This window comes from Tunturibacter gelidoferens (genome assembly GCF_040358255.1).
In the GTDB taxonomy this organism is placed as follows: domain Bacteria; phylum Acidobacteriota; class Terriglobia; order Terriglobales; family Acidobacteriaceae; genus Edaphobacter; species Edaphobacter gelidiferens.
Genome location: NZ_CP132938.1, coordinates 2,456,546 through 2,481,295, shown reverse-complemented (window position 1 = coordinate 2,481,295; position 24,750 = coordinate 2,456,546). Strand labels below are relative to the sequence as shown.

The window sequence follows — 24,750 nt, the reverse complement described above, 5'->3', positions numbered from 1 at the left end:
CACCTGGACCCTAAGCTCTGGGTCACATAGGTCGCGTGATTGAGGACACCACCTCCGCTCCTCGTCAGGCGGCCTATGCTAGTTAATGAGCCTTTTTAGATAATCAGCCCACCCGCTCGTGGAATCTTCTGAACCGGTTCAGCAGAGAAGCTGGCCCTCGCGCCGTAACGTACGCCAGATTTCCCTCGAACCGCTTTCCCTCCACCACCGCACCCGCCTCCAGAGCGGCCATCACAGCTCCCTCCGACTGCGGCAGACGAAACTGCATCTCAATCAGTGGATCCACAACTAATGCAGCATCGATCGCACCCAGCAAATGGTCCAGCCCGAGCTTTTTCAAGCCGGAGACTGCGATGCTTCCCGGCGCTCCCATAGGCATACCACCGTCGCTCCCGACCAGGTCAATCTTGTTCAACACTTCGATCACAGGCTTATTCGAAACATCCAGCTCGGCCAACACCTTCTCAACCTGCATCTTCTGCTCATCCACCATTGGACTCGACGCATCGCGAATATGCAGCAGCAGCTCCGCTCGCTCTACTTCCTCCAGCGTAGCCCGAAAACTCGTAACCAGCGTGTGGGGCAGATTGCGGATAAACCCTACCGTATCTGACAGCAAAATCTTCCTCCGCGAAGGCAGCGTCAACTGCCTTAGCTTGGGATCGAGCGTAGCGAACATTCGCGAAGACTCCAGCACTCCCGCCTCTGTCAGAGCGTTGAAGAGTGTGCTCTTCCCTGCGTTGGTATAGCCGACCAGCGCCACCACCGGCACCGGAACCGCCTCTCTCCTCTGCCTCTGTTGCCGGCGAATTCGCCGCACTGACTCGAGCTGCTCTTTCACATGATCAATTCGCAGATTGATCTTCCTTCGATCCGTCTCCAGTTGTGTCTCACCCGGTCCACGGGTCCCGATACCGCCGCCCAGTTGAGACATCGACTTCCCGCGTCCAGCCAACCGGGGCAGCTGATACTCCAGTTGTGCCAGCTCTACCTGTAGCTGACCTTCCCGCGTCCGCGCATGTCTCGCGAAGATATCCAGAATCAACTGCGTTCGATCGATGACCCGGCAAGGCAGCTTCGCCTCCAGATTCCGCAACTGCGACGGAGAAAGATCATGATCAAACAGCACCAGATCCGCTCCCGTCGAGGCAATCACCCCTTCGATCTCCTCCAGCTTTCCCTGTCCTACAAGTGTCGCTGGATCCGGCCTTGGCCGCCGCTGAATCAGGGTTGCAGCCACTTCGGCCCCGGCACTCCTCGCAAGCTCTTCAAACTCAGCCAAAGAAGAATCGAAATCAAGGTCAACTGTCGCCTTTGGTGTCGCGGACAGATCGACGGTCTCCAGCGCAGTACCAGCCGAAACCGCAGCCGCGGTCCTTGCCAGCCTCGCCGCCGCAGTCAGCTTGCGTCGCTCACCAGTAAATTGCACGGCAACCAGAACCGCGCGTTCCGCCTGGGACAGGACTACCCGCCCATGGTGCATCGCCGCCACTTGCGCTTCCACCAGACTGCGCCTCGTCGGCTTCACTCCATCGATCTTCACACCTTCGGTTGTCAACGGTTAACGGCCTTGTGTCCCTGTCGCCTCTGGTACCGGTGCACTTGTAGCAGGGGCAGAACCTACCGCCGCCCGCACCTCTGGCTTCGCGTCACTTCGCACATCACCATGCGCACCCGCTCGCCCACTCACCACAGTCGAGATCGCATGCTTGAAGATTAGTTGCTCCTGGCTATTGTTCTCCAGCAACACCGAGTATTTATCGAACGACCGAATCTTCCCTGTTAGCTTCACGCCGCTTACCAGGTAAATCGTGATCGGACTCTTGTCTTTTCGCACTGTATTGAGAAAAGTATCCTGAATGTTCTGTGCCGGCTTTGATTCCATGGGGCCGATCTCCTTTGTCAAGTGTTCACACTGCGATGAGGTTTTGCCGTGACCCATCGGCTTCAGAACAAAACTCAGCGTGTTCAACGGCTAAGTCTGAAGCCAAGACTGTCAACAATACGAGCATCCACGGCAATAATCAACCTGCGCCCTCAAATTGTAACGACGAACGCAATACTTCGTTAGACGCATTGCAAGACAGAACGAGAGTCTACCGCAGTCTCCACAGCTATATACCAGCGATATACCATGGCAGATGTGACCATCCGCGATCCGCAACCCGTTCCAATGCTTGACTTCTCCCGCCAGTTTGCCATCCTCCGACAGGAGATCCTCGACTCCATCGAAGCAGTCTGTGCCTCGCAACACTTTATCCTCGGACCCCAGGTCACCAGCTTCGAGCACGCCGCCGCCCTCGCCTGCGCTGTCCCTCACGCCATTGGCTGCGCGAGCGGTACCGACGCCATCTGGCTCGCCCTCGCAGCCGCGAACATCGGCCCCGGCGACGCAGTCATCACAACCCCCTTCAGCTTCTTCGCCACGGTCAGCGCGATCCTCCGCTGCGGCGCCACACCTCTGCTGGCCGACATCGACCCCGCCACCTTCAATCTCTCTGCCGCCTCGGTCGAAGAGGTGCTCCGCTCCACCGTGGGCAAAAACGTCAAAGCTGTCCTCCCTGTTCACCTCTACGGCCAGTGCGCCGACTGGGACGCGTTCGCCGCACTGAAACGAAACCACAACCTCCTGCTCATCGAAGACGCCGCCCAGGCCTTCGGAGCCACATGGAACAGCGTCCCAGCTGGAGCACTAGGAGACGCAGCCGCCTTCAGCTTTTACCCCACAAAGAATCTAAGCGCCATGGGAGACGCCGGCCTCGTCACCACCACGTCCGCCGCAATCGACGACCACGCCCGCGTCCTTCGCGCCCACGGTATGCGCCGCCGTTACTATCACGACGAGATCGGCTGGAACTCCCGCCTCGACTCCATTCAAGCCGCCGTCCTCGAGGTCAAGCTCCGCTACCTACCCAAATGGAACCAACAGCGCCGCGACCACGCCGCCCGCTACGACCAGCTTTTCCATGCAGCGAACCTCACCGCATCCAACGTCAGCGAAGGCATCGTTCTACCGATCACCGACCCGCGCGCCGGCCACGTCTTCCACCAGTACGTCATCCGCACCTCTCGTCGCGACGAACTCCGCCAATATCTCGCAGAGCGCAAGATCGGCAGCGAAATTTACTACCCCGTCCCGCTTCACCTGCAAACCAGCCTCTCTCAACTCGGCTACAAGCAGGGTGACTTCCCCATCAGCGAAGCCGCCGCCCACGAGGTCCTCGCACTTCCTATGTACCCCGAGCTACGCGAAGACGAGCAGCAGACTGTAGTCGACACCATCGCCACCTTCTACGCCTGAGCAACCCGCACTGGTTCCTTTCCATATATCGCGGCTCCTGGGTCGTCGTGACCTGTCTGTCTTTTGGTTGTCAACCTCTCACGCTGCGATCGATCAAGCCCATATCCATCACAAAGCGGCGTAGTCGCAAGCCGTCCGTGGCAGGTTCTCCACCAAAGGTCTGCGCCGCATAAGCCACGTCCCACAGAACGGATCTTGGCCCACTCCTATCCCAATCGATGAAGACTCACGATCTCCGCCGCGCACCAGATTCCAAAGAGAGGTTCCAGAAGCGATCCGACGCTGCGAGTCACCGGAAGTCACAGGCTTGCGAACCGTCGGCCCGCCACGGACCACCGAAGCCGCTACATTGCCACCGTAAAGCCGTTGCTCAATCGCTCATTGTCACTTTGACTCACGCGCGGAATCGGTATCAGGCCGCCCTACCGCTTCTTCTTTCCTTTGCCACCCTTCGCAGCGGCAGCCTTCTTTTTGTCCGACACCGGCTGTGGATGGGCCTCTCCCGCCGCAGTCGTCCCCGGCTGAATGACCCGCCGCACCAAGTTGCCCTCCAGCCGATAAGTCTTCACCACTGTCTTCCCCGGCACAATCGCTCCGGTCACAGGATCCGGAACGACCGGCCCCGCCTCATCCGACAGCACTCGATACGAGAAGGTGGGCGCCGGCGTAGTAGCCGTAGGCGACTTCCCATAAGGATCTGTCGCCATCGTCACCGTAACCGGCAGATACCCCTCGATATTTCTGTCGCGAAAGCCAGTCTCGTAGCGATGCTTCTTTATATTCCAAGTAAAGACTCGAACCTGATCGAAGTCATAGGTTAGCCCTGCTTTATATGGGCTCAACACCGTCACATAGATCGGAATGTTCTTGTCATCCTGCTCCGCCTCCGGGTCATTAACTTTAGTCAGAACATACGAACCGACGATCCGCTGCCCTTCGGAGTACCGCGTGATTGCATCGGGAGCATCCACATCCATCATCCTGCTAAAGAGCCAACCCGTGTCGCCCTTCGAGTCACGAACCAGCCACCAATCTTCCATCGCCGGTGGCGCAGGTTCTTCCGGAATGGTCGGAGCAGCAGTCGCAAGAGCCTTTTCCCCAGAACCGGTCGTCGTGGCAACTGGACTTGGAACAGGTGCAGCCTTCGCCACCCGCGTTCCCGGCGGCAAAGGCTTGGCCAACGTAGCTCGAGCCAGCAGTTTCAGCTTTTCGCCTTCCGCCAGCCGGAAGAATCTCTCCGTGTCGCGGCCAGGCTTCGCATGCATATAAACCTCGTCCCGCACCACCGCAGACGCAACCACTGGATCAGCCTTGTGATCCTGCTTCAGCTTTTCAAACTGGTCGAAAATATCCTGGGTCGCAACGACTTTCTCATCGATCCAACCCTGCTCCCCCTTGGCTGTTTGTACCTTCACAAACCGCCGCCCGCGGTCCAGTACCTCGAGCCGATCCCCATTCTCCACCGTAGCTGTGCGGTTCGACACTGCCGCCACGCGGTCACGCAGAAACGTCTGCTTCGCCGTCACATACACATACTGTGCCGCGGGCTTAGGCCGCAGCCGCGAGCACCCGCTCACCCCAGCCACCAAAAGCACCGAAACCGCCACTACGCTGCAAATCCGCGAAAAGCGCCGCACAAAACCGAATTGTCCAGATGAAGAAACGATAGCCTTGAAACTCCGCGTCACAGCACACCACTTACTCCATACTAACGGCGGCCTCGCCAAATCCATAACATGTCGGCATCAACTCGAACACCTCTACCCAGGTCAGGAAACGAACTAGTGAGTCAGCGCGATCGCGATAGCCCCAGCAGGATCAGCATCTGTAGCAATACTGGTTGCCGGATCGAGTTTGCCCGGAGTCGTAATGTCGAAGCTGTACATCGTTAGATCCGGACTGCCCCCTTGCGACGCCCCCAGCAGATACTTCCCGGTTCGATCAATCCCCAGCGACTGCACCGACGTCCCGCTCTTATAGGGCGATCCGCTCAGCGGTGTCAACGACAAAGCCGCCGGCGTAGTCCCCGCTGCAATCGTATATCCAGAGATCGTGCCATCGGTACGGTTTGCCGCGTAAGCATAGGTTCCGGTACCGTCCAACACCACCGAAAAGGTTCCGCTCCCCGCTGCGAACGGCGACCCCGTGACCGCATTCAGGGCACCTCCCGATCCAATGGAGTACACTCCGACTCCCCCGCTGGTCCCACTCCGCGCGATATAGAGATAGGCAGTCTTCGGGTCCACCGCCAGCCCATAATCACCAGTGCTCGCATTCACGTTGGCTAGACTCTGGCTCTGAACAGCCGCGCCGGTCGTTGTGTTAAACGTAAACACGACATCTCCCGCAGTTCCAAGCGCAGCAAAGATCAGCGTCCCATCCGGCGACACCCGCACCATCGATGGCTGCCACGTTCCCGCTCCCGAATGAAGCGAATAAGCCGCAGGCGACTCAGCCGCAGCCGTCAGCGCACCCGTCGTGGCGTTGATCTCGAAGAGATCAAGCTGCTGCGTAAAACTGTCCAGCGCAATTAACCATTGGCCGTCCGGTGAAACAGCCAGTGAATTCGCAGTCACCGCAACCTGCACAGCGCCGCCGCTCGGAGCGCTCAACGATCCGTTGGCATTGATCAGGTACAAGCTGATTGACCCTTGCCCTGCAATATAAAGAAACGCATCGTTTGGGGATACAACCTCTGCAAATGGCGATATCGCAAGCGCCACCGGCGAGCTATTCACCGCAGTCAAGGTCCCCGTACCCACCACGAAGCCACTTACAGACTTCGTCGTCTGATTCAGCACATACACCTGGTTTCCGGTCGCTCCGGTACCGCCACCAGAGTTATTGATCGGAGGAAAGAATCCCGAACACCCCGTAAAGCCCAGCAACATCATCGCAGCGCCCGCCATCGTCCATCGCCGCAAGCTTCCCCGTCGTTCCATCGTCACCAAAGCCTCTTCTCTATCTTGCAGCAGCCAAAGCCAACGCAGAATAACTCAATTGGCGTTCCTCTATAATTTTCTCAATGTATTCCTCGAAGCTCTTATATTTTCTGCCCTGGGCCGCGATTCTGTTGACACAAACTCTTCCCTCCACATCACAAGCACAGCAGTCTCACTCCTTCGACGCAGCAGCCCGGCAAACAGTATCGCTCTCTACCACGCTGCAACAGGAAGTTCACGCAGATATGAACTTTCTCGCCGACGATGAACTTCACGGCCGCGGCTCAGCCACGCGCGACGAGCACATCGCCGCCCTCTTCGTCGCCTCACAGCTTCAATCCCTCGGCCTCGAACCCGGCGGAGATAATGGAACCTTCCTCCAGAAATCCGCCCTTCCCGATCCTCTGCCCGCAAGAACCCAGCAACGTATAGCAAAATTTCAGGACGTCCCACGCAAAGAGACTTGGAACGCCGTCGCCGTCCTTCGCGGCACTACCTCACCCAACGAGGTCATCCTTCTCACAGCGCATCTCGACCATCTGGGCATAGGTCCCGCCAACAGCTCCGGCGACACCAACTACAACGGAGCCGATGACGACGCATCCGGCACCACCGCCGTGCTGACCCTGGCCCACATTCTCGCCACAGGTCCACGCCCGAAGCGCACTATCGTCTTCGCACTCTTCGGCTCCGAGGAACTCGGCGGCTTCGGCAACCGCGCCTTCCTTGCCCATCCGCCGGTACCGCTCACCAGCATCGTCGCCAACCTCGAGTTCGAGATGATCGGTCGACCCGACCCGGCAGTACCCGCTGGAACCCTCTGGCTCACCGGCTTCGACCGCTCCAACCTTGGCCCCGAGCTTGCAAAACACGGTGCCCATCTGGTCAACGACCCTCACCCCAAAGAAAACTTCTTCCGCCGTTCCGATAACTACGCGCTCGCCCAGCAAGGCATCATCGCCCAAACCGTCTCCAGTTACGGCCTGCACAAGGATTACCACCAGCCCAGCGACGAGATCCGCACCATCGACTTCACCCACATGACCAACGCCATCGCCTCCATGGTCAATCCCATCCGCTGGCTGGCCGACTCCACCTGGAGACCCGAATGGAACCCAGGCCGCAGACCCGAAGCCAATCCCACGGGCCCAACACCTTAAAAGTCCTGCCGGACGGGCTCGCTGCGCGCGAGGCGGCCACTTCGTGGCGCGTATACCCTGTGATGGCGAGTGAAGGACAGTCGTCCTCCCGTTGGTCGGAAAGAGAGGTGATGCCGACCAACGGGAGGCCCTAATGCAGATCATCCCGCCGAGAAAAGGTACACGAGTCACGAAGTGACCGCCTCGCGCGCAGCGAGCCCGTCCGGCAGGACGTATCCTCTAAAAGAAAAAGGGCAACCGGTAAGGATCGCCCTTATTCTGTAACTGAATCGATTACTTATGCACCAACCAGCTCTTCCTTCTTCACAATCTCTTCGATCTTGCGTCCGATAGCCTTGGCAACGCCTTCGCCGTACTTCGGATCGCACTTGTAGAAGTGATTGATCTGCAGGTCCTGGATCCGTGTCTCAACCTGACCCAGCCCGGCCGCGATATTCCCGCACAGCCGCTCCTGCGCATCCGGCGTCATCAGACGGAACAGGTTCCCCGGCTGCGTGTAGTAGTCGCCATCATGCTCGCGATGGTCGTAACGTCCCACGGTCGCCGTGTTGTACGTCACCGGACGCTCAAGATACTTCTTGTCCTGCGTGGGTCCGCCGAAGCTGTTCGGCTCGTAGTTCGGGCCGTTGCCGCCGTTCTCACCAAAGCGCATGCTGCCATCACGGTTGTACGTGCTGTACGGGCACTTCGGCTCATTGATCGGAAGCAGGTTGTAGTTCACCCCGATGCGATACCGGTGTGCATCCGGATAGCTGATCAAACGGCCCTGCAGCATCTTGTCCGGCGAGAAGCCCATGCCCGGAACAACGTTCTTCGGATCAAACGCCGCCTGCTCAACTTCAGCAAAGTAGTTCACGGGGTTGCGGTTCAACTCCAGTTCGCCGATCTCGATCACAGGGTAGTCCGAGTGCGGCCAAACCTTCGTCAGGTCGAACGGATTGATGTGATAAGTCTCCGCTTCAGCCTCCGGCATGATCTGGATCTGCACCGTCCACTTTGGAAAGTCACCCTTCTCGATCGCTTTGAACAGGTCACTCTGCGAGTGGTCCATGTCCACCGACTTCATATGGTCGGCCTCTTCGCGAGTGAAGTTCTTGATCCCCTGCTTCGTCTTGAAGTGATACTTCACATAGAACAGCTCATTCTTCGCGTTGATCAGCGAAAACGTGTGGCTGCCGTATCCATTCATGTGGCGATAGCCATCCGGAGTACCGCGATCCGAAAACAGAATCGTCACCTGGTGCAGGCTCTCCGGCGAAAGCGACCAGAAATCCCACATCATCTTCGGCGACTTCAGGTTTGTCTCCGGATCGCGCTTCTGAGTATGGATGAAGTCCGAAAACTTCAAAGGATCACGAATGAAGAACACCGGCGTATTGTTGCCCACCAGGTCCCAGTTGCCCTCTTCCGTGTAGAACTTCAGCGCAAACCCACGCGGATCGCGCTCAGAGTCAGCAGAACCTTTTTCACCGCCAACGGTGGACATGCGCAGGAAAGTCGGTGTCTTCTTACCCTTCTCAAACACCTTCGCGGTCGTGTACTTCGCCATATCAGGATGGGTACAGGTAAAGGTGCCATGCGCTGCCGAACCCTTCGCATGAACCACGCGCTCAGGAACACGCTCACGGTTGAAGTGCGCCATCTTCTCAAACAGCAAATAATCTTCAAACACGATCGGTCCACGATTACCCACCGTGATGGAGTTCTGGTTATCGCCAACCGGTCGCCCGGCATCCGTAGTCATCTGCTTGCTCTTCAAGTCTTCTGCCATAAATCACCTCTTACACTCGTTAGGAAAATCGCCCTAAGCTTGCTGGCACTTCGCACAAATGCCAATCACATCCACTGCATACCGCTCCACCAGAAATCCGCCGGGCAGTTTGTCCTGTTTCGACAACAGCCCAAGCTCTTTTTCTCCAATGTCGGTAATCGCCTTACACTTCGAGCACACCATGTGGTGATGCGATTCATCGTTCATCTCCACGCGCAGCGAGCCGTGATGCATGCTCACTTCGCGGAAGACACCGCTCTCCACAAACAGATGTATGTTTTTGTAAACGGTAGCCAGCGAGATAGCCGGCACCTTCTTCTTGACCTGCGCATAGACCTCTTCCGGACTCGGATGGCCATGCATTGTCTTCATCACTTCGTACAAGACCTGCCGTTGGTGCGTCACCGCAATGCCGTTCTCCTGGCAAAGCTCACGAAACGATCTGGCCTCATTCACCAACATGAGAGAAGTATAAACGATAAATATTATCGTTCAATAAATTTAGTTATCCACAGCAGAGTAATCGGCCACCGCGACCTAATTCAATCGTTCTGTCTTGCCAAACCGCGAGTCCAGAGGCTTTCTGCCGTCGAAGCCTTCTTCCTCGGTATGCCAGTGAGTAATCGCCGGCTCGCCCAGCTTCCAGCAAAGCAGCACCGTTCTCCCATCCATCACGTAAGGAAAGTCCAGCAGGCCCTCCTCGAGATCTTTCACCTGAACTCCGATCGAGTCGATCTCAGCCAGAGTATCCTTGGCCAACTGCACCGCTTTATCCCGTTCCGCCCGGCGCCGAGCAGCAACACTCACATCCACATGCATCCCACCAGACAGAAAGATCCTGTGACTCAACTGCTGCATCTCGTACTCAAACTCCGCGGCCCGAGCCTGTCCCTCCCGAGCCTTTCTTAGCAGAGCCTCTACCACTGGCAACAGTGTCTGTGCCTCGCCCAACGTAAACGTCTTACTCAAATCCTGATCTCCAGCATCCTGTCGAGCGCAACGCGCGCCCACTGCTTCACATCATCGTCCACCTTGATGCGATTCACAACCCGTCCCTCAATTAGATTTTCCAGAGCCCACGCCAGATGCTGCGGAGAGATCCGGTACATCGTTGTGCACAAGCAGCCCGAGTCATCGAGCGTAATCACCCGTTTGCCCAGCGGCGCAAACCGCTTCGCCAGCCGGTTCACCAGGTGAATCTCCGTCCCAACCGCAAAGCTCGAGCCCTCCGGCGCCCGCTCAATTGCCTGAATAATATGTTCGGTCGAACCCACATCATCCGCCTTCTGGCAAACCTCCCAGCGGCACTCCGGGTGCACAATCACCTGCATCCCAGGCTCCTCCCGGCGCACGCGATCGACATGCTCCGGCAGAAACCGCTGATGCACCGAGCAGTGTCCCTTCCACAAAATCACCTTAGCCGCCTTCAACCGATCCGGACTAACCCCACCATTAATCTGATAAGGATCCCAGACCACCATCTCGTTCAGCGGTATCCCCATCGCAAACGCGGTGTTCCGTCCCAGATGTTGATCCGGCAAAAACAAGATCTTCCCCGCACGTGCAAACGCCCACTCAAACGCCCCGCGAGCGTTCGAAGACGTACACACCAAGCCGCCCCTCTCGCCGCAGAAAGCCTTGATCGCAGCAGCCGAGTTCATATAGGTCAGCGGAATCAATCCACCCGAAGCCTCATCAGTAATCCCCGCGCGCTCCAGCGAATCCCAGCAGTCTTCCACCTGCCCGATCTCCGCCATATCGGCCATCGAACAGCCTGCGTTCAAATCGGGCAGAATTACCTGCTGCCACGGACGCCCCAGCACATCCGCCGTCTCCGCCATAAAGTGCACGCCGCAAAACAGCATGTACTTTGCATCCGTCTCTGCCGCCACCTTCGAAAGCTTGTAGCTGTCGCCGGTAAAATCAGCAAATCGAATCACCTCATCCCGCTGATAATGATGACCCAGCAGAACAACGTCTTTGCCGAGCTTTTCGCGAGCAGCAGCGATCCGGGCATCCATCGTATGGTCCGGCTGCGCAAGGTAGTTGTCTAAGGAACACGAATCTGCAACGTTCTCCGCCACGGCCTCAGCCGGTGCGATATCCAATAGTCCGTTCAAAGTACTCCGCCTTCAGTCTCGCAAGGTCGTCTGGCAGCGGCTTAGCCGATACCGTCTTTTCGCCTCTGAGACGGGGATGTTGAAAGCATGCACTGCTTGAGTTGCAGTGGATTCACTGTGTCGACTCTTGCAAGTCGACACCCAACCCACGGGGGTGTTGCAACTCCTACCACTTCTCTACTCGCGACCCGTTAGATCGCTCGTTCACAATTAGACGCAGTCTGTAATCAGACGATGCGCCTTTCTTCAAACGATCCTGCTGCCCTACACCAGAAATTTTACAACAGCATCAATGCCCTCCATCCATTTGTTCCGTCAACTCGTAAGCCGTATCATGGGACTGACTTATGCCTAGCTTTCAGGACAGCGCCGTCATCTTCTTCCTTGCCCTGCTTCTCTTCGGCCCGAAGAAGCTGCCCGAACTCGCCCGTCAACTGGGCAAGCTCATGGCCGAGTTCCGGCGTGCCTCCAACGAGTTCCGTATGCAGATGGAAGACGAGCTCCGTGTTGCTGACCAGGAAGAGCAGCGCAAGAAGATCGCCGCCATGGAGGCAGCCGCCCCCGTCAAACCCGCCATTACCTCTGGTGAAGACACCATCGCACCGCCCGCACTCACCGAGGCCTCCACCTCAGACGTAACCCCCGAACGCATCGCCCAGCTCACCCATGAGCTGGTAGAAGACCACCCCCACATGCCGCCCCCACCCTCCGCGCCTATTCCCATCGCAACCTCCGGTGAACTCAACCTCATGCCCCCGTCCACCGGCCTTCCTGTCAGCAACTCGGCCCTCTCGCCCATCCTCGACGCCATCCCTCACACACCTGAATCTGAATCGACGGCCGAAGTAACCGCCAGCGAGGCCACCCAACATGGCTGACCTCGTCGACAGCGTCCGCGCAGCCGTTACCGACCGCGCCGAGCTCCCAGGCATGAGCCTGATGGAGCATCTCACCGAGCTCCGCAAGCGCCTCATCCATGCCACCGTTTATCTGCTCATTGGATTTGCCGTCGCCTACGCCTTTCACGAGCGCCTCTATGGCTTCGTCCAGAAACCCCTCGACGACCTCCATATCGCCCTCAACTTCACCCATCCCACCGATGGCCTCAACCTCTACCTCAAGACCGCCCTGCTCGGTGGAGCGATCCTCGCATCTCCCTTCATCCTCTACCAGCTGTGGCTATTCATCTCGCCCGGCATGTATGCCAACGAGAAGCGTTATGTTGTCCCGTTCATGGCTGCAACCATCGGGCTCTTCCTCGCTGGAGCATGGTTCGGCTACCACTGGGTCCTTCCCGGCGCCATCAAAGTCCTCGTCCTCGACTTCGGCAAAAAATTCAATCCTATCCTCACCATCGAGGACTACACCCAGTTCTTTCTTGCCGTAATCCTCGGCCTGGGCATCTGCTTCGAACTGCCGATCCTCATATTTTTTCTCTCCCTCTTCGGCATCGTCGACGCCAAATTCCTGCTCAAACACATCCGATACGCGATCCTCGTCATCTTCCTCATATCGGCCATCATCTGCCCGCTGCCCGATCCCTTCAGCATGATCCTCTTCGCCAGTCCCATGCTCGTGCTCTACTTCCTCGGCGTGGGTGTCGCCTATTTCGTTCACCCCTCGCGTCGCAAAGCCAAAGAGGCCAATAAAGCCGCATGACAAAAAGCCTGAAGACCTCCTCGCTCCGTGCCTACCTGCATTCGTCTTCCCTTTTCTGGTTGTCATTCCGTAGCGAAGCGCAGGAATCTGCTTTTCTCTCACCAAACCAAATGAAGTGTCCTCCTGAGCGAAGTGGTTCGCGCACTTTGCGAACCACGAAGTCGAAGGACCTGCATTGGCTTTTGCTTTTGCTCGTCCTCCTCATCCCAATCACCGCGCTCCAGGCCCAAACGCCATCCGCCCACTTCAGCGGACAAGCCGCCTTCACCCTCACCAAGCAACTCCTCGACGTAGCCCCCAAGCGCTTCAACGGCTCCCCCGGCCACGCCAAAGCCGAAGAATTCCTCAAACAGCACTTCGCCCCCGAAACCGCCAAAGGCAACTTCGTCGCCGACACCTTCACTGCCACAACCCCCGCCGGTCTCCAGACGATGACCAACTACATCGTCAAATATCCTGGCAAAAAAGACGGCATCATCGTCCTGGCCTCTCACTACGAGACGAACTACCCCCTCCGCGATATCAACTTCTACGGAGCCAACGACGGCGCCGCCACCTCCGCCCTGCTCATCGAGATCGGCACCATCCTCCGCGCCCATCCCCCCGAAGGCTACTCCGTCTGGCTCGTCTTCGATGACGGCGAAGAGGCCGTCAAAAGCTGGAGCCCTTCCGACTCTCTCTATGGCACCCGCCACCTTGCCGCCAAGTGGTCGCAGGACGGCACCCTCGCCAAAATCAAGGCCTTCCTCGTCGCCGACATGATCGCCGACAAGGACCTCAATATCGACTACGTAGAAAACTCCACCCCATGGCTGCTCGACCTGCTAAAAGTCGCCGCCAAAAACACCGGCCACTCCGCCTACATCTTCAAGTATCGCGAAGCCGAAGAAGACGATCATCTACCTTTTGCAGCGCGCGGCATCCCCGTCCTCGATCTGATCGACGCCCACTACGGCCCCGTCACCGACGCCATGCCCGACGGCTACCACCACACCGACAAGGACACCCTCGACAAGATCAGTGCCCACTCCCTCCAGATCTCCGGCGACATCTTCCTCGAGATGATCCGTTTAATCAACCAGCGCCCGTAAACGATAATGTCCTGCCGGACGGCCTCCTGCGCGGAAGCGCGGTCACTTCGTGACTTGTATACCTTGCGTCGCTAAATCGGAAGGCATGCGTTCTCACGCTGGTCGAATGAGAATTTTTCCCCCGACCAGCGGGAGGACCCATGCAGCCCTACTCGGCAAGCAAAGATATACGCGTCACGAAGTGACCGCTCCGCGCGAAGCGGGCCCGTCCGGCAGGACCGTCTTTACTTGGTGCAGCTCTTTCCGTGGTCCCCGTGCGCGCCTTTAGCCTTCGCATCGGCCTCGGACATGTAAGCCCCTTCCTTCGTCTTCCCGTAAAAATCCGTCCCGTAGCAGTGGTAGACGTTGCTCGACGTATTCACCCACACCAGGCCGGGACCACCGCCCGCAGCCTGCGTACGAGCCGCCGCCTTCTGCGATGGAGACATCTTCCCTGATGTCCCGCCCGACGAAGCCGGAGCAGAAGCCGCAGCAGCAGGTGCGGTGGACGCGGCAGCAGCAGGCGCAGAAGCCGCAGTAGCTGGAGCCGTCTTAGCCGCAGCAGCAGGTGCCGTAGCAGCCGCAGTAGCCGGTGCCGTCGCCGCATACCACTCCTTCACTCCTTGGTGGCCTCGACATGCCCCCTGTTTACTCGCGGCCGTCGAATAGGTTCCGTCCTTGCACATCCCCGTAGATCCCGCCGGTGGCGCTGCCTGGGCCACAGCCAAATGTGTACCGACCAGCCCTGCCGCAACCGCCATCAAACAGATTGCAATCTTCATAAATACTCCCGATGATTTAAATTTAGGTGGCCCGAATACCGCCAAATCCTACCCCATCCGGCCTACCCTGTCATCAAAAACCCCGAAAAACGGTATCACCCCCCCCAAAACAGGCCCAATTGTGACCCAAACGAGTTACAAACTACTGCATTCGAGGGATGGCACCTGGCTAATGCTCCCCCTAGTCTTGGCCGATAGGAGGGACCATGCAGACACCATCGTACGCAGACATACACAACCGATACAGAGAACTAACCACCCGCACCGCTCGTCAGAACAATGCAGACGGCTTCCTCGAGACCCATCACATAGTCGATATCGCGCGCAGCCTGTTCCTGTCCTCCCTCCTGTGGATGGCGCTCGCAATTATCGTCTACACGGTCTATTCGATGGTCGCTGGCGCACGCTAGCCAGTCGTCCATCATGGCAAGGCCGTAAGCTGCGGCTGCCGAAAGCTCCGTCAAACCCTCCCCAGACGAGCCCCGGCAACACCGACGACCCCCCGATCAGCCCCGCACTGTAGCATCCAAAAGAGATGCTCGACGCGACCCCCATCAGCCACTGGATAGGTTTTCACCTCTTCATCCTCATCCTCCTCGGGGCCGAACTACTCTACGTGCGCCACCGGGGCCCCTCCAAAACTCAATCCACCTCGGTCGCCGCCACCATCCTCTGGATCGCCGCCGCCCTCGCCTTCGCCCTCTTCCTCTTCCGCTCCATGGGCGGCCAATCCGCCACGCAATACCTCGCCGGCTACGCCATCGAAGAGTCGCTCTCCATCGACAACCTCTTCCTCTTTCTCCTCCTCTTCCGTGTCTTCAAGATCGAGCCCGCCAATCAGCCCAAAGCCCTCTTCTGGGGCGTCCTCGGCGCCATCCTCATGCGCGGAGCCTTCATCGCCGCCGGTCTCGGTCTCCTGGCCCGTTTCGAGTGGGTCAGCTACGTCTTCGCCGCGATCCTGCTCGTCGCCGCCATCCGCCTCGTACTCCCAGGCGCGGAAAAGCCAAAAACCGAAACGCCCCGCTGGATCGCCTGGCTCTCCCGCCTCCATCCCGTCAGCCTCCGTCAGGACAAGTTCTTCGTCTTCGAGAGCGGCCAACGCATGATCACCGTCCTCTTTCTGGCCTTAATCGCCATCGAACTCACAGACGTCATCTTCGCCCTCGACTCCATTCCCGCCGTCCTCTCCATCACTCGCCACCCGTTCCTCGCTTACACCTCGAACATCATGGCCGTCATGGGTCTCCGATCGCTCTACTTCCTTCTCGCTCACCTGCTCGCCAAGCTGCGTTTTCTCCACTTCGGCCTCGCCGGAGTCCTCGCCTTCGCCGCCTTCAAGATGCTCGCCGTCCACTGGATTGAGATCGGCCCTCTGCTCTCGCTTGCCACGATCGTTACCATCCTGGGAATCACCATCGTTCTGTCGCTTCTCTCGAAAGCGACCAACCAGCAATCCTGAACCGTTCGCTTTAATCTGCCCGCAAATCCATCCTAGGAACTCAAACGGTATCGATCGCAGGAGAAGCCGACAAATGAGGCAACATTTGCCTATCTCGTATGGAAAAAGAGTTCCTCTCCTTTGGAGCAGAAGGTCGAAACCTCGAGTTAATTCATAAACTTTGAATCCATCTTCAATGCGAACTCCTTATCGGGGATCCGGAAACTCCCCCTAAAAAATGCCGGAAGAGTCCCACCTCTCAAATTCTTCTACAAAGTGCTGAGCAATATACGAAGCGCACGAAAGCCTAACTAGGACTGAAGTTATCGGATATCAATTTATTGTGTAAAAAAGACTTAATGTCCTCTTCCCATACCCTTTTGAAGTACACCAGGCTCGTTCACCTCTATCTCGGTGTCTTCATTGCACCTGCCCTGCTCTTCTTCGCCTTCACCGGAGCGCTCCAGACCTTCAGCCTCCACGAAACCGCTCGCGGCAGCAGCTACAAGCCACCCGCCTGGGCCGTCACGCTGGGCCAGGTCCACAAGAAGCAGACCACAATCGTTCCAGCAAGAAAATTTCCGCCGCCGGACAGGTCTCCAGACAGATCACCAGACAGGCCTTCAAACAAAAGCGGCGACACTCAGCCTGAAAAATCCCCATCTGCCGCCACAGAGCCGGCGCAAAGCCTGTCGCCCCAATCATCGGACACACCCGCGCCAAAGCCGCACAACGCGCTGCCCCTCAAGATCTTCTTCCTTCTCGTCTCCATAGGTCTGTTCATCTCGACCATCTCAGGCATCTACATATCCTACAAATACATCCGCCGCAGAGGTCTGATCACGATCCTCCTGATCGCCGGTGTCGTTCTTCCCGTACTTCTAACCGTTTTTTAGTCACGATCCGTGCTTTACCGAAAAGCTCCAGAGTCGGAGCAGCTCTGGGCTCCAGCTCCCGTTGTTCACGGCCACTCGCCCATCGCAAAAGAAACACCAGCACCATCACCGCAACGATGCCGCCCCCAAATAGTCCGGCCATAGCCGCCGCCAGCGCCACAGGGCCACCATGGAAGAATCCGTTCACCCTGACATCCGCAATCTTGCAGTAGATCGGCACCGCAACCACGCAAAAACTCAACATCGCCCCGACAAGCGATGCAACCAGTTGCTGAAGACCCCGTCCCCGACTCAAGCCCAAACCTCCTTTCACTCCCAATCTGTACCCACAACAACCATCCCCATCTCAAGCAACAAACTCTAGCCTCCCCTCCTGCATCACCGAGTGCTTCGCAACCTCCTCCCGCAGAGGAAAATCATTTCGGAAATGCGCTCCCCGGCTCTCCTCCCGCCCCAGCGCCGAAGCCACGATCAACTCCGCCACGACATGCAGATTCCTCGCCTCTACTGCCCGCCGGGTCAACCCCTTAGGCATAGCCGCCGCCAACGCAACCAGCCCGCGCTTAGCCTGCTCCAAACCATCCTTATCCCGCAACAGCCCGGCATCCTTCCACATCAGATCGCGCAGCTCCTTGATCCATCTCTCCGTCGCAGCCTCAGGCGTCACACCCCCACTCGCAGCCACCACCGAAGCGCTAGCATCAAGCTCGGTCAACGACGTCTCCGCAACCATCGTCTCTGCCGCCAGCGCACCAAACACCAGCCCCTCCAGCAGCGAGTTGCTCGCCAGCCGATTCGCTCCATGCACCCCCGTGCACGCCGCCTCACCGGCCGCATACAATCCCGACAGCGAAGTCCTTCCCTGCACATCCGTCCTTACCCCACCCATCAGGTAATGCGCCGCAGGCCGCACCGGAATCAGATCCCGCCCCAACTCCATTCGATACTTCGCCAGAAACTTCGAGATCCCCGGAAACCGCGTCTGCAAATCTCTTGCAGTCGGACTCGAAGCCACATGCCGCATATCCAGATACACCGGCCCGTCCATCCCCTCCCGTGTAATCGCCCTCGCCACCACATCTCGCGGAGCCAGTTCCAGCAGCGGATGATACCGCTCCATGAACCGCTCCCCCTTCGCATTCACCAGGTAAGCGCCCTCACCCCGCAGCGCCTCACTCAGCAAAAATCGCGGCGCCCCCGGCTCGCTGAAAGCAGTCGGATGAAACTGATAAAACTCCATATCACTCACCGCCGCTCCAGCCCGATAAGCCATTGCGATCCCATCCCCCGTAGCCACCGCCGGGTTCGTCGTATCGCTATAAACCTGTCCCGCCCCACCGCTGGCCAGCAACACCGCCCCGGCCCGCACCACCCTCAGCCCACCCTCTCCATCCAGCAGCGTAGCCCCCACTACGCGCCCACCCTCAACCATCAGATCCACACTCGTAGTCCACTCCATCAACTCTATCGACCCCCCATCGTTGCCAGCCTCCCGCACATGCCGCAGCAGCGACACAGCAATCTCCTTCCCCGTCGCATCGCCATTCGCATGCAGAATCCGAGACAGGCTGTGCGCCCCCTCACGCGTCCGCATCAACTCCCCGCCATGCTCCTTCTCGCCCTCCGGATAACGATCGAACGCCGTCCCCCACTCCAGCAGTTCCTCCACCCGCTTCGGCCCCTCAGTCACCAGCACCGCCGCCGCCTCACGATTCACCAGCCCGTCCCCAGCCGCCATCGTGTCTTCCAAATGCAGCGCGACATCCTCGTCGCCCCCCATCGCCACCGCAATCCCGCCCTGCGCATAAGCCGTATTCGACTCAGCCAGCTCTTCCTTCGTCACCACCAGCACCGTGCCCGTCTCCGCCAACCGAATCGCCGCGCTAAGCCCCGCAATCCCCGCTCCAATTACCAAAAAGTCGAACCGTTCCATACATCGATGCTAGATCATTATTTGATTTGCCGACCAACGAGAGGCCCGCAGACGTCCTTCTACCGACACAAGTTAAAAAGGCGTGCGAACGCCCGCCCCGCGTGTAGCGGGCTCGTCCGGCAGGACATAATCCTAAAAAATACATGCGATACGATGAAGACACAGTGCCCGTCATCCCCGTCAATACGCCCTCCGCAAACTACGACGTCATCATCGCCTCCGGCCTCCTCGGCACCCTTTACCCGCGCCTAAGCAAGCTCAACCCCGGCAAACCCTTCCGCCCCTTTGTCATCACCTCGCCCAACATCTGGGCCCTCTGGTCCAAGCCTTTCCTCGCCAGCTTCAAAAAACCGCCAACCGTCCTCTTCCATCCCGCAGGCGAATCCCACAAGCGCCTCGCCGCTGTCGAATCCCTCGCCCAGCAACTCTCCACCGCCGGAGCCGACCGCGACGCCCTCCTCCTCGCCTTCGGTGGCGGCGTCATCGGCGACATCACAGGCTTCCTCGCCGCCATCTACATGCGCGGCATCCGCTACGTCCAAATCCCCACCACCCTTCTCGCGCAGGTCGACTCCTCCATCGGCGGCAAGACCGGCGTCAACCTCGCCGCAGGCAAAAACCTCATCGGCAGCTTCCACCACCCCCAAGCCGTCCTCGCCGACACCGACCTCCTCCGCACTCTTCCCCCAGCCGAGCTCCGCGCCGGCCTCCAGGAGTCCATCAAAGCCGGAATCATCTACGACGCCAAGCTCTTCCGCTACATGGAACAGAACGCCGAAGCCATCCTCAGCACAAAACGAAACGCCGACACCAAAGCTCTGACGAAAGTAGTAGCCGCCTCAGTCCGCGTCAAAGCCGACGTCGTCAGCAAAGACGAAAAAGAGTCTGGCCTTCGCATGATCCTGAACTTCGGACACACCATCGGCCACGCCGTCGAAGCCGCCACCAACTACCAGCAGCTCCTCCACGGCGAAGCCGTAGCCTGGGGCTCGATCGCCGCGCTCAACGTAGCCATCGCACGCAAAACCATCAAGCCCAAAGAAGCCGAGCGCATCACCAAACTCATCCTCCGCTACGGCCCGCTCCCCACCTTCAAAGCCACCGCCGAAAAACTAGTCGCCCTAACCTCCCGCGACAAGAAAAATCGCAGCGGCATCCGCTCCTTCGTCCTACCCACCGCCATCGGCAAGGTAGAAATAGTCCGCAACGTAACCGAACCCGAACTCCTAGCCGCCACCAACTCCATGCTCACCCTGATGCGCCAACACTCTGTCGCGGCGAGCCCAATGAAGAAACGCAACTCATGAGTGGCCCGGAAATCAAACCCGAACACGAACGCTCCACCGGAGCGCGCCCCGCCGGCATCACCACCGAGCAAGCCGCCGCCACCTCCGTCCAGCAGATGTTCGACACCATCGCCCCCACCTACGACCGCGCCAACCACCTCCTCTCCGTTGGCATCGACCGTTACTGGTGGAACCGCACCGCTCGCCTCTTCCGCCCCATTCTCCAGCATCCCGAAGCCGTCATCCTCGACCTCTGCTGCGGCACCGGCGACATGACGATGGCACTCTACAAACACCGCCCCAAAGGCTCGGGTGTCCCATCCTTCGCAGTCTCACCGCGAAGGGTGGGAGACGAAGGGTCCAACCCCGCCCAAACCCAAATCGTCCCCATCCTCGCCGTAGACTTCTCCCACCAGATGCTCTCCCGCGGCGCAGAAAAGTTCGCCCCCCACAACATCGTTCCCATCGAAGCCGACGCCCTCCACCTCCCCATCGCCGACGCCTCCGTCGACCTCGTCACCTCCGCCTTCGGATTCCGCAACCTCGCCAACTACGAAGAAGGCCTCGCCGAACTCCACCGCATCCTCCGCCCCGGCGGCCAGCTCGGCATCCTCGAAGCCAACCAACCCGAAGGCCTCACCGGCACACTCTACAATCTCTACTTCAAATCCATCCTCCCCCGCCTAGGCGGCCTCATCTCCGGCAAACCCGCCGCCTACAGCTACCTTCCCGCCTCGGTCGCACGCTTCCCCCGCCCTCCACGCATGCTCCAGCTCATCAAAGCCGCCGGCTTCACCAACGCCACCTGGACCAGCTACACCTTCGGCACCGCCGGCCTCTACCACGCCACCAAACCCTGACCACCTACCGCATCGACACAGTCGAAGCCGGCGGAGCCACAGGCACGCGGGTGCTATGCATGAACACAATCTTCCAAGCCCCACCGCGTCTCTCAAGGAACGCCGACTCAAGCCAGCTCTGCGCTCTAGTCCCTGACTCATCCGTCACGGCGCCTTTATTCACATAAGCAATCCACGCCGTGTCGCCGATGACATGTACATCGGGCTCTGTAACATTCCACTCATACCGTCTCCCCTTCGCATGTTCTGCCTTGATCAAGGTCATAATCGCGTCCCCATCAAATCGCGCCCCCGCATCGTAGATGTAAAACCCAGGCACAATCACCGCATGAAACTTCGCAAGGTCATCGTTCGCAGCTGCCGAGAAGATCGCCTTCACCGCATCGACAACCTGCGCCTGATCCGCATTCGAGGCTCTCTGCTGACCGCTGGAGCTATATACGGCGACGAAAAACATAAGCGACAGCAAAGTCGCAGCCAAAATAATTCGAACCTTCAGCGACATCGAAACCTCCAGAGCCTTCACCCAATCAAGCGACCATACAACAAGACACGCACCCCTCAATCCACCTCCGGTGATATATTTCCCTCAGTTCCCCACCCCCTAATCGCACGCTCCACCCGCTCGATGAGATGAAACTCCAATGGCCTCGACTCCGCCCCCGATCCTCGACGGGCCTCTAGTCTCACTTGACGCAGCCATCGGCGCATCCGCGATGCGCAAAGCTACCCTCCATCTGATCCCACTCATCGCCCTCGGCTACGGCGCAGCCTACATGGACCGCGTCAACATCAGCTTTGCCTCACTCCAGATGAACCGCGACCTCCACTTCAGCGCCACAGTCTATGGCTTCGGCGCCGGCCTCTTCTTTCTCAGCTACGCCGCCTGCGAGATTCCCTCAAACCTCCTCCTCTACCGCTTCGGAGCCCGCCGCTGGCTCGCCCGCATCATGGTCACCTGGGGAATCCTTGCCATGGCCATGCTCTTCGTCCGCACTCCCTGGCAGTTCTACACCGCGCGCTTCTTCCTCGGTGTCGCCGAAGCCGGATTCTTTCCCGGCGTCATCTTCTATCTCACGCAGTGGTTTCCGCAGGAGCTGCGCGCCCGCGCCATCAGCCGCTTCTACATCTCCCTGCCGCTCAGCTTCGTCTTCATGGGCCTCATCGCCGGCGCACTCCTCAACCTCGACGGCCACCTCGGCCTCCGCGGCTGGCAATGGCTCTTCCTCGTCGAAGGCATCCCTCCCATCCTGCTAGGCATCGCCTTCCTCTACCTGCTCCCCGACTGCCCCCAGCAGGCCAAGTGGCTCACCGAAGACGAACGCGCATGGATCATCCACCACGTCCACAACGATCCTTCTCTAAGCGGCCAGCGCAGCCACGATCTTAGCGCCGCCCTCCTCGATCCACGCGTCTGGCAGCTCGGCCTCTTCATGTTGCTGATGCTGGCCTCCTCCTACGCCTACACCTTTGTCGCTCCCGACGTCATCCAGCGAGCAACCCATCTCAGCACATCAAAGGTCGGCTACCTCATCGCAACCCTCAGTCTCCTCGGAGCAGCCGCTATGCTGATCAACGGCATCTACTCCGACCGCATCCAGCGCCGCACGCCACACAGCAACCATCCCCGCTACATGCACATCATCCCCTGGGCCTTCCTTATCTCCGCAGGCTTCTTCGCTTGTGGCCTCTCAACAAATCCAATCAACGTCGTCACCGCCATCGGCGCGATCATCATCGCCTACAACGCCATGCAGGGTCCCCTCTGGTCTCTGCCCGGAAGCTTCTTTCAAGGACGATCCGCAGCCGCCGGCATCGCCACCCTCAATATGATCGGCATGATCGGCGGCTTTCTCGGCCCCTACTTCGTCGGCTTCGCCAAAGACCTCACCGGCGACTATCAACGAGGGCTCCTCTTCATGAGCCTCCCCATGCTCCTCGGTGCAGCCATCATGTTCTATCTCCGTGCCGAAACACGCCTCCGAAGCACAGCACTCCGTACGGAAAACCCTGTACCATCGTCCTGATGAGCACTACGGCCCAGCCCGAACAAGCCGCGACCCCTCATAGCGCCAAGCGTTCCGCCGCGCTCTTCTCCGTCCTCGCCGCCTTCGCCGTCACCCTCCTCAAACTCCTCACCGGCCTCCTTACCGGCTCTCTCGGCATGCTCTCCGAGGCCGCCCACTCCGGCATCGACCTCATCGCCGCCTCCATCACCCTCTTCTCCGTTCAGGTCTCCGACCGCCCCGCCGACGCCGACCACACCTACGGTCACGGCAAGATCGAAAGCCTCTCCGCTGCCATCGAATCCGTCCTCATGCTCGGCTCCTGCGTTTGGATCCTCACCGAAGCCATCCGCCGCATCGCCCACCGCCAGCATCTCGCACTCAACTTTTCCCTCTGGCCCTTCCTCGTCCTCCTGCTCTCCATCACCGTCGACTACACCCGCTCCCGCAAGCTCCACCGCATCGCCGCCGAAACCAGGAGCGAAGCCCTCGAAGCCGACGCCATCCACTTCCGCACCGACATCTGGTCTTCCATCGCCGTCCTCCTCGGCCTCGCCGCCAGCTACATAGGCGAGCGCTTCCAAATCCCCCAACTCGAACTAGCCGACCCCATCGCCGCCATCATCGTCTCCGGCATCATCCTGCACGTCACCTGGAACCTCGCCCGCCGCACCATCGACGCCCTCACCGACGCCACCCCCATCGAAACCCGCTCGCAGACCCGCGACATCGCCCGCGACATCGCCGCCATCGACGGCGTCCTCTCCGTCGACCGCATCCGCACCCGCCGCGCCGGCCCCAACTACTTCGCCGACCTCACCCTCGGCCTCCCACGCAACCTCACCTTCCAGCGCTCCGAGCAGATCACCATGGCCGCCACCGCCGCCGTCCGCCGCCATCTCCCCGGAGCCGACGTCGTCGTCCACTCCATCCCCACCGCCTCCATCGCCGAAAGCCTCCACGACCGCATCCGCGCAGTAGCCGCCCGCTCAAATCTGGCAATCCACGACGTAGCCGTGCAGGAGTACAACCACGAGCTCCACGTCGAGCAGCACCTCGAAGTCTACGAGAACATGTCCCTCAGCGCCGCACACGCCCTCGTCACCCAACTCGAGTCCGACATCCGCCGCGAGATCCCCGAGATCTCCACCATCCTCACTCACATCGAAAGCGAACCCGCCACCATCGAGCGTCCCGCCTCCCTCGAGCGCGATCGCCAGCTCGAAGTCCGTCTCCGCCGCGCCGCTCAAGCCTTCCCCGAGATCCTCGACATTCACGAGGTCTTCGTCACCCGCGCCCACAACAACGGAGCCGATCGCATCCAGGTCAACTGCCACTGCACCCTCCCCGACGACCTCCCCATGTCGAAGGTCCACGAGATCATCACCGCTCTCGAGAACGCCTTCAAACTCGACTGCCCCGAAGTCTCCCGCCTCCTCATCCACCCCGAGCCCGCCACCGACAACCGCCGCTGATCCGACTCTTCGATCTTCTTCCGATCAGGTCAACCGAGTGAGTGACGTTAT

At 59.2% G+C, this 24,750-nt stretch carries 23 protein-coding genes; 12 read left to right on the top strand and 11 right to left on the bottom strand.

Annotation, left to right across the window (positions count from 1 at the left end; translation table 11 throughout):
• Positions 1-103: 103 nt before the first annotated feature.
• Both hflX and hfq read right to left on the bottom strand, forming a co-directional pair.
• Positions 104-1,483 carry a GTPase HflX gene (gene hflX / locus RBB81_RS11075; RefSeq protein ID WP_353073917.1) on the bottom strand — a complete coding sequence of 460 codons (1,380 nt, stop codon included), beginning with the start codon at positions 1,481-1,483 and terminating at the stop codon, positions 104-106.
• Between the two features lie 78 nt (positions 1,484-1,561).
• Positions 1,562-1,885 (bottom strand): RNA chaperone Hfq, encoded by a 324-nt coding sequence (gene hfq / locus RBB81_RS11070; RefSeq protein ID WP_353073729.1) that lies wholly within the window; start codon positions 1,883-1,885, stop codon positions 1,562-1,564.
• Between the two features lie 249 nt (positions 1,886-2,134).
• Between hfq and RBB81_RS11065 the strand changes: the two genes are divergently transcribed.
• The gene (locus RBB81_RS11065; protein ID WP_353073728.1) at positions 2,135-3,301 is read left to right on the top strand and encodes a DegT/DnrJ/EryC1/StrS family aminotransferase; all 1,167 of its coding nucleotides are present in this window, start codon (positions 2,135-2,137) and stop codon (positions 3,299-3,301) included.
• A gap of 422 nt (positions 3,302-3,723) precedes the next feature.
• On the opposite strand, the gene RBB81_RS11060 is transcribed toward RBB81_RS11065, so the two are convergent.
• Positions 3,724-4,908 (bottom strand): SH3 domain-containing protein, encoded by a 1,185-nt coding sequence (locus tag RBB81_RS11060; protein ID WP_353073727.1) that lies wholly within the window; start codon positions 4,906-4,908, stop codon positions 3,724-3,726.
• A gap of 174 nt (positions 4,909-5,082) precedes the next feature.
• On the bottom strand, positions 5,083-6,243 hold the full coding sequence (locus RBB81_RS11055; RefSeq protein WP_183789217.1) for a lactonase family protein: 1,161 nt from the start codon (positions 6,241-6,243) through the stop codon (positions 5,083-5,085).
• An 83-nt stretch (positions 6,244-6,326) separates the two neighbouring features.
• On the opposite strand from RBB81_RS11055, the gene RBB81_RS11050 reads away from it, so the two are divergent.
• The gene (locus RBB81_RS11050; protein ID WP_353073726.1) at positions 6,327-7,403 is read left to right on the top strand and encodes a M28 family peptidase; all 1,077 of its coding nucleotides are present in this window, start codon (positions 6,327-6,329) and stop codon (positions 7,401-7,403) included.
• Positions 7,404-7,680: 277 nt separating this feature from the next.
• On the opposite strand, the gene RBB81_RS11045 is transcribed toward RBB81_RS11050, so the two are convergent.
• From RBB81_RS11045 to nadA, 4 genes are all read right to left on the bottom strand, one after another.
• Positions 7,681-9,174, bottom strand: a complete 1,494-nt coding sequence (locus tag RBB81_RS11045) for a catalase (RefSeq protein WP_353073725.1) — start codon at positions 9,172-9,174, stop codon at positions 7,681-7,683.
• Between the two features lie 33 nt (positions 9,175-9,207).
• Complete coding sequence (locus tag RBB81_RS11040; RefSeq protein WP_423248058.1) at positions 9,208-9,579, bottom strand: Fur family transcriptional regulator; 372 nt, start codon at positions 9,577-9,579, stop codon at positions 9,208-9,210.
• Between the two features lie 132 nt (positions 9,580-9,711).
• Entirely contained in the window at positions 9,712-10,143 is a 432-nt protein-coding gene (locus tag RBB81_RS11035) for a DUF2203 domain-containing protein (RefSeq protein WP_353073723.1), read from the bottom strand.
• Positions 10,140-11,258 carry a quinolinate synthase NadA gene (gene nadA, locus RBB81_RS11030; protein ID WP_423248079.1) on the bottom strand — a complete coding sequence of 373 codons (1,119 nt, stop codon included), beginning with the start codon at positions 11,256-11,258 and terminating at the stop codon, positions 10,140-10,142. The genes RBB81_RS11035 and nadA overlap by 4 nt, the downstream gene beginning before the upstream one ends.
• Before the next feature lie 383 nt (positions 11,259-11,641).
• Between nadA and RBB81_RS11025 the strand changes: the two genes are divergently transcribed.
• The 3 genes from RBB81_RS11025 to RBB81_RS11015 all read left to right on the top strand — a co-directional run bounded on the left by RBB81_RS11025 (position 11,642) and on the right by RBB81_RS11015 (position 14,044).
• The gene (locus RBB81_RS11025; protein WP_353073721.1) at positions 11,642-12,172 is read left to right on the top strand and encodes a twin-arginine translocase TatA/TatE family subunit; all 531 of its coding nucleotides are present in this window, start codon (positions 11,642-11,644) and stop codon (positions 12,170-12,172) included.
• Positions 12,165-12,953, top strand: a complete 789-nt coding sequence (gene tatC, locus RBB81_RS11020) for a twin-arginine translocase subunit TatC (RefSeq protein ID WP_353073720.1) — start codon at positions 12,165-12,167, stop codon at positions 12,951-12,953. Before RBB81_RS11025 ends, tatC begins: the two co-directional genes overlap by 8 nt.
• 146 nt (positions 12,954-13,099) lie before the next feature.
• The gene (locus RBB81_RS11015; RefSeq protein ID WP_353073719.1) at positions 13,100-14,044 is read left to right on the top strand and encodes a M28 family peptidase; all 945 of its coding nucleotides are present in this window, start codon (positions 13,100-13,102) and stop codon (positions 14,042-14,044) included.
• A gap of 224 nt (positions 14,045-14,268) precedes the next feature.
• Here the strand turns inward: RBB81_RS11015 and RBB81_RS11010 are convergent, their stop codons facing one another.
• Positions 14,269-14,805 carry a DUF3761 domain-containing protein gene (locus RBB81_RS11010; RefSeq protein WP_353073718.1) on the bottom strand — a complete coding sequence of 179 codons (537 nt, stop codon included), beginning with the start codon at positions 14,803-14,805 and terminating at the stop codon, positions 14,269-14,271.
• A gap of 206 nt (positions 14,806-15,011) precedes the next feature.
• Between RBB81_RS11010 and RBB81_RS11005 the strand changes: the two genes are divergently transcribed.
• From RBB81_RS11005 to RBB81_RS10995, 3 genes are all read left to right on the top strand, one after another.
• A complete protein-coding gene (locus tag RBB81_RS11005) occupies positions 15,012-15,215 on the top strand; it encodes a hypothetical protein (protein WP_179581962.1) in 204 nt (67 codons plus the stop codon).
• 125 nt (positions 15,216-15,340) lie between these two features.
• Positions 15,341-16,264 carry a TerC/Alx family metal homeostasis membrane protein gene (locus tag RBB81_RS11000; RefSeq protein ID WP_183789229.1) on the top strand — a complete coding sequence of 308 codons (924 nt, stop codon included), beginning with the start codon at positions 15,341-15,343 and terminating at the stop codon, positions 16,262-16,264.
• 338 nt (positions 16,265-16,602) lie between these two features.
• Positions 16,603-17,139 (top strand): PepSY domain-containing protein, encoded by a 537-nt coding sequence (locus RBB81_RS10995; RefSeq protein ID WP_353073717.1) that lies wholly within the window; start codon positions 16,603-16,605, stop codon positions 17,137-17,139.
• Positions 17,140-17,485: 346 nt separating this feature from the next.
• Here RBB81_RS10995 and nadB read toward each other — a convergent pair whose 3' ends face one another.
• The gene (gene nadB, locus RBB81_RS10990) at positions 17,486-19,072 is read right to left on the bottom strand and encodes an L-aspartate oxidase (protein WP_353073716.1); all 1,587 of its coding nucleotides are present in this window, start codon (positions 19,070-19,072) and stop codon (positions 17,486-17,488) included.
• A 143-nt stretch (positions 19,073-19,215) separates the two neighbouring features.
• Between nadB and aroB the strand changes: the two genes are divergently transcribed.
• Both aroB and RBB81_RS10980 read left to right on the top strand, forming a co-directional pair.
• A complete protein-coding gene (aroB, locus tag RBB81_RS10985) occupies positions 19,216-20,379 on the top strand; it encodes a 3-dehydroquinate synthase (RefSeq protein WP_353073715.1) in 1,164 nt (387 codons plus the stop codon).
• Complete coding sequence (locus RBB81_RS10980; RefSeq protein WP_183789237.1) at positions 20,376-21,218, top strand: ubiquinone/menaquinone biosynthesis methyltransferase; 843 nt, start codon at positions 20,376-20,378, stop codon at positions 21,216-21,218. Before aroB ends, RBB81_RS10980 begins: the two co-directional genes overlap by 4 nt.
• Before the next feature lie 4 nt (positions 21,219-21,222).
• Here the strand turns inward: RBB81_RS10980 and RBB81_RS10975 are convergent, their stop codons facing one another.
• Positions 21,223-21,723: a nuclear transport factor 2 family protein gene (locus RBB81_RS10975; protein WP_183789240.1), complete on the bottom strand. Its 501-nt coding sequence runs from the start codon at positions 21,721-21,723 to the stop codon at positions 21,223-21,225.
• A 139-nt stretch (positions 21,724-21,862) separates the two neighbouring features.
• On the opposite strand from RBB81_RS10975, the gene RBB81_RS10970 reads away from it, so the two are divergent.
• A complete protein-coding gene (locus tag RBB81_RS10970; protein ID WP_183789242.1) occupies positions 21,863-23,245 on the top strand; it encodes an MFS transporter in 1,383 nt (460 codons plus the stop codon).
• Positions 23,245-24,699 carry a cation diffusion facilitator family transporter gene (locus RBB81_RS10965; RefSeq protein ID WP_353073714.1) on the top strand — a complete coding sequence of 485 codons (1,455 nt, stop codon included), beginning with the start codon at positions 23,245-23,247 and terminating at the stop codon, positions 24,697-24,699. The genes RBB81_RS10970 and RBB81_RS10965 overlap by 1 nt, the downstream gene beginning before the upstream one ends.
• The last annotated feature ends 51 nt before the right edge of the window (positions 24,700-24,750 follow it).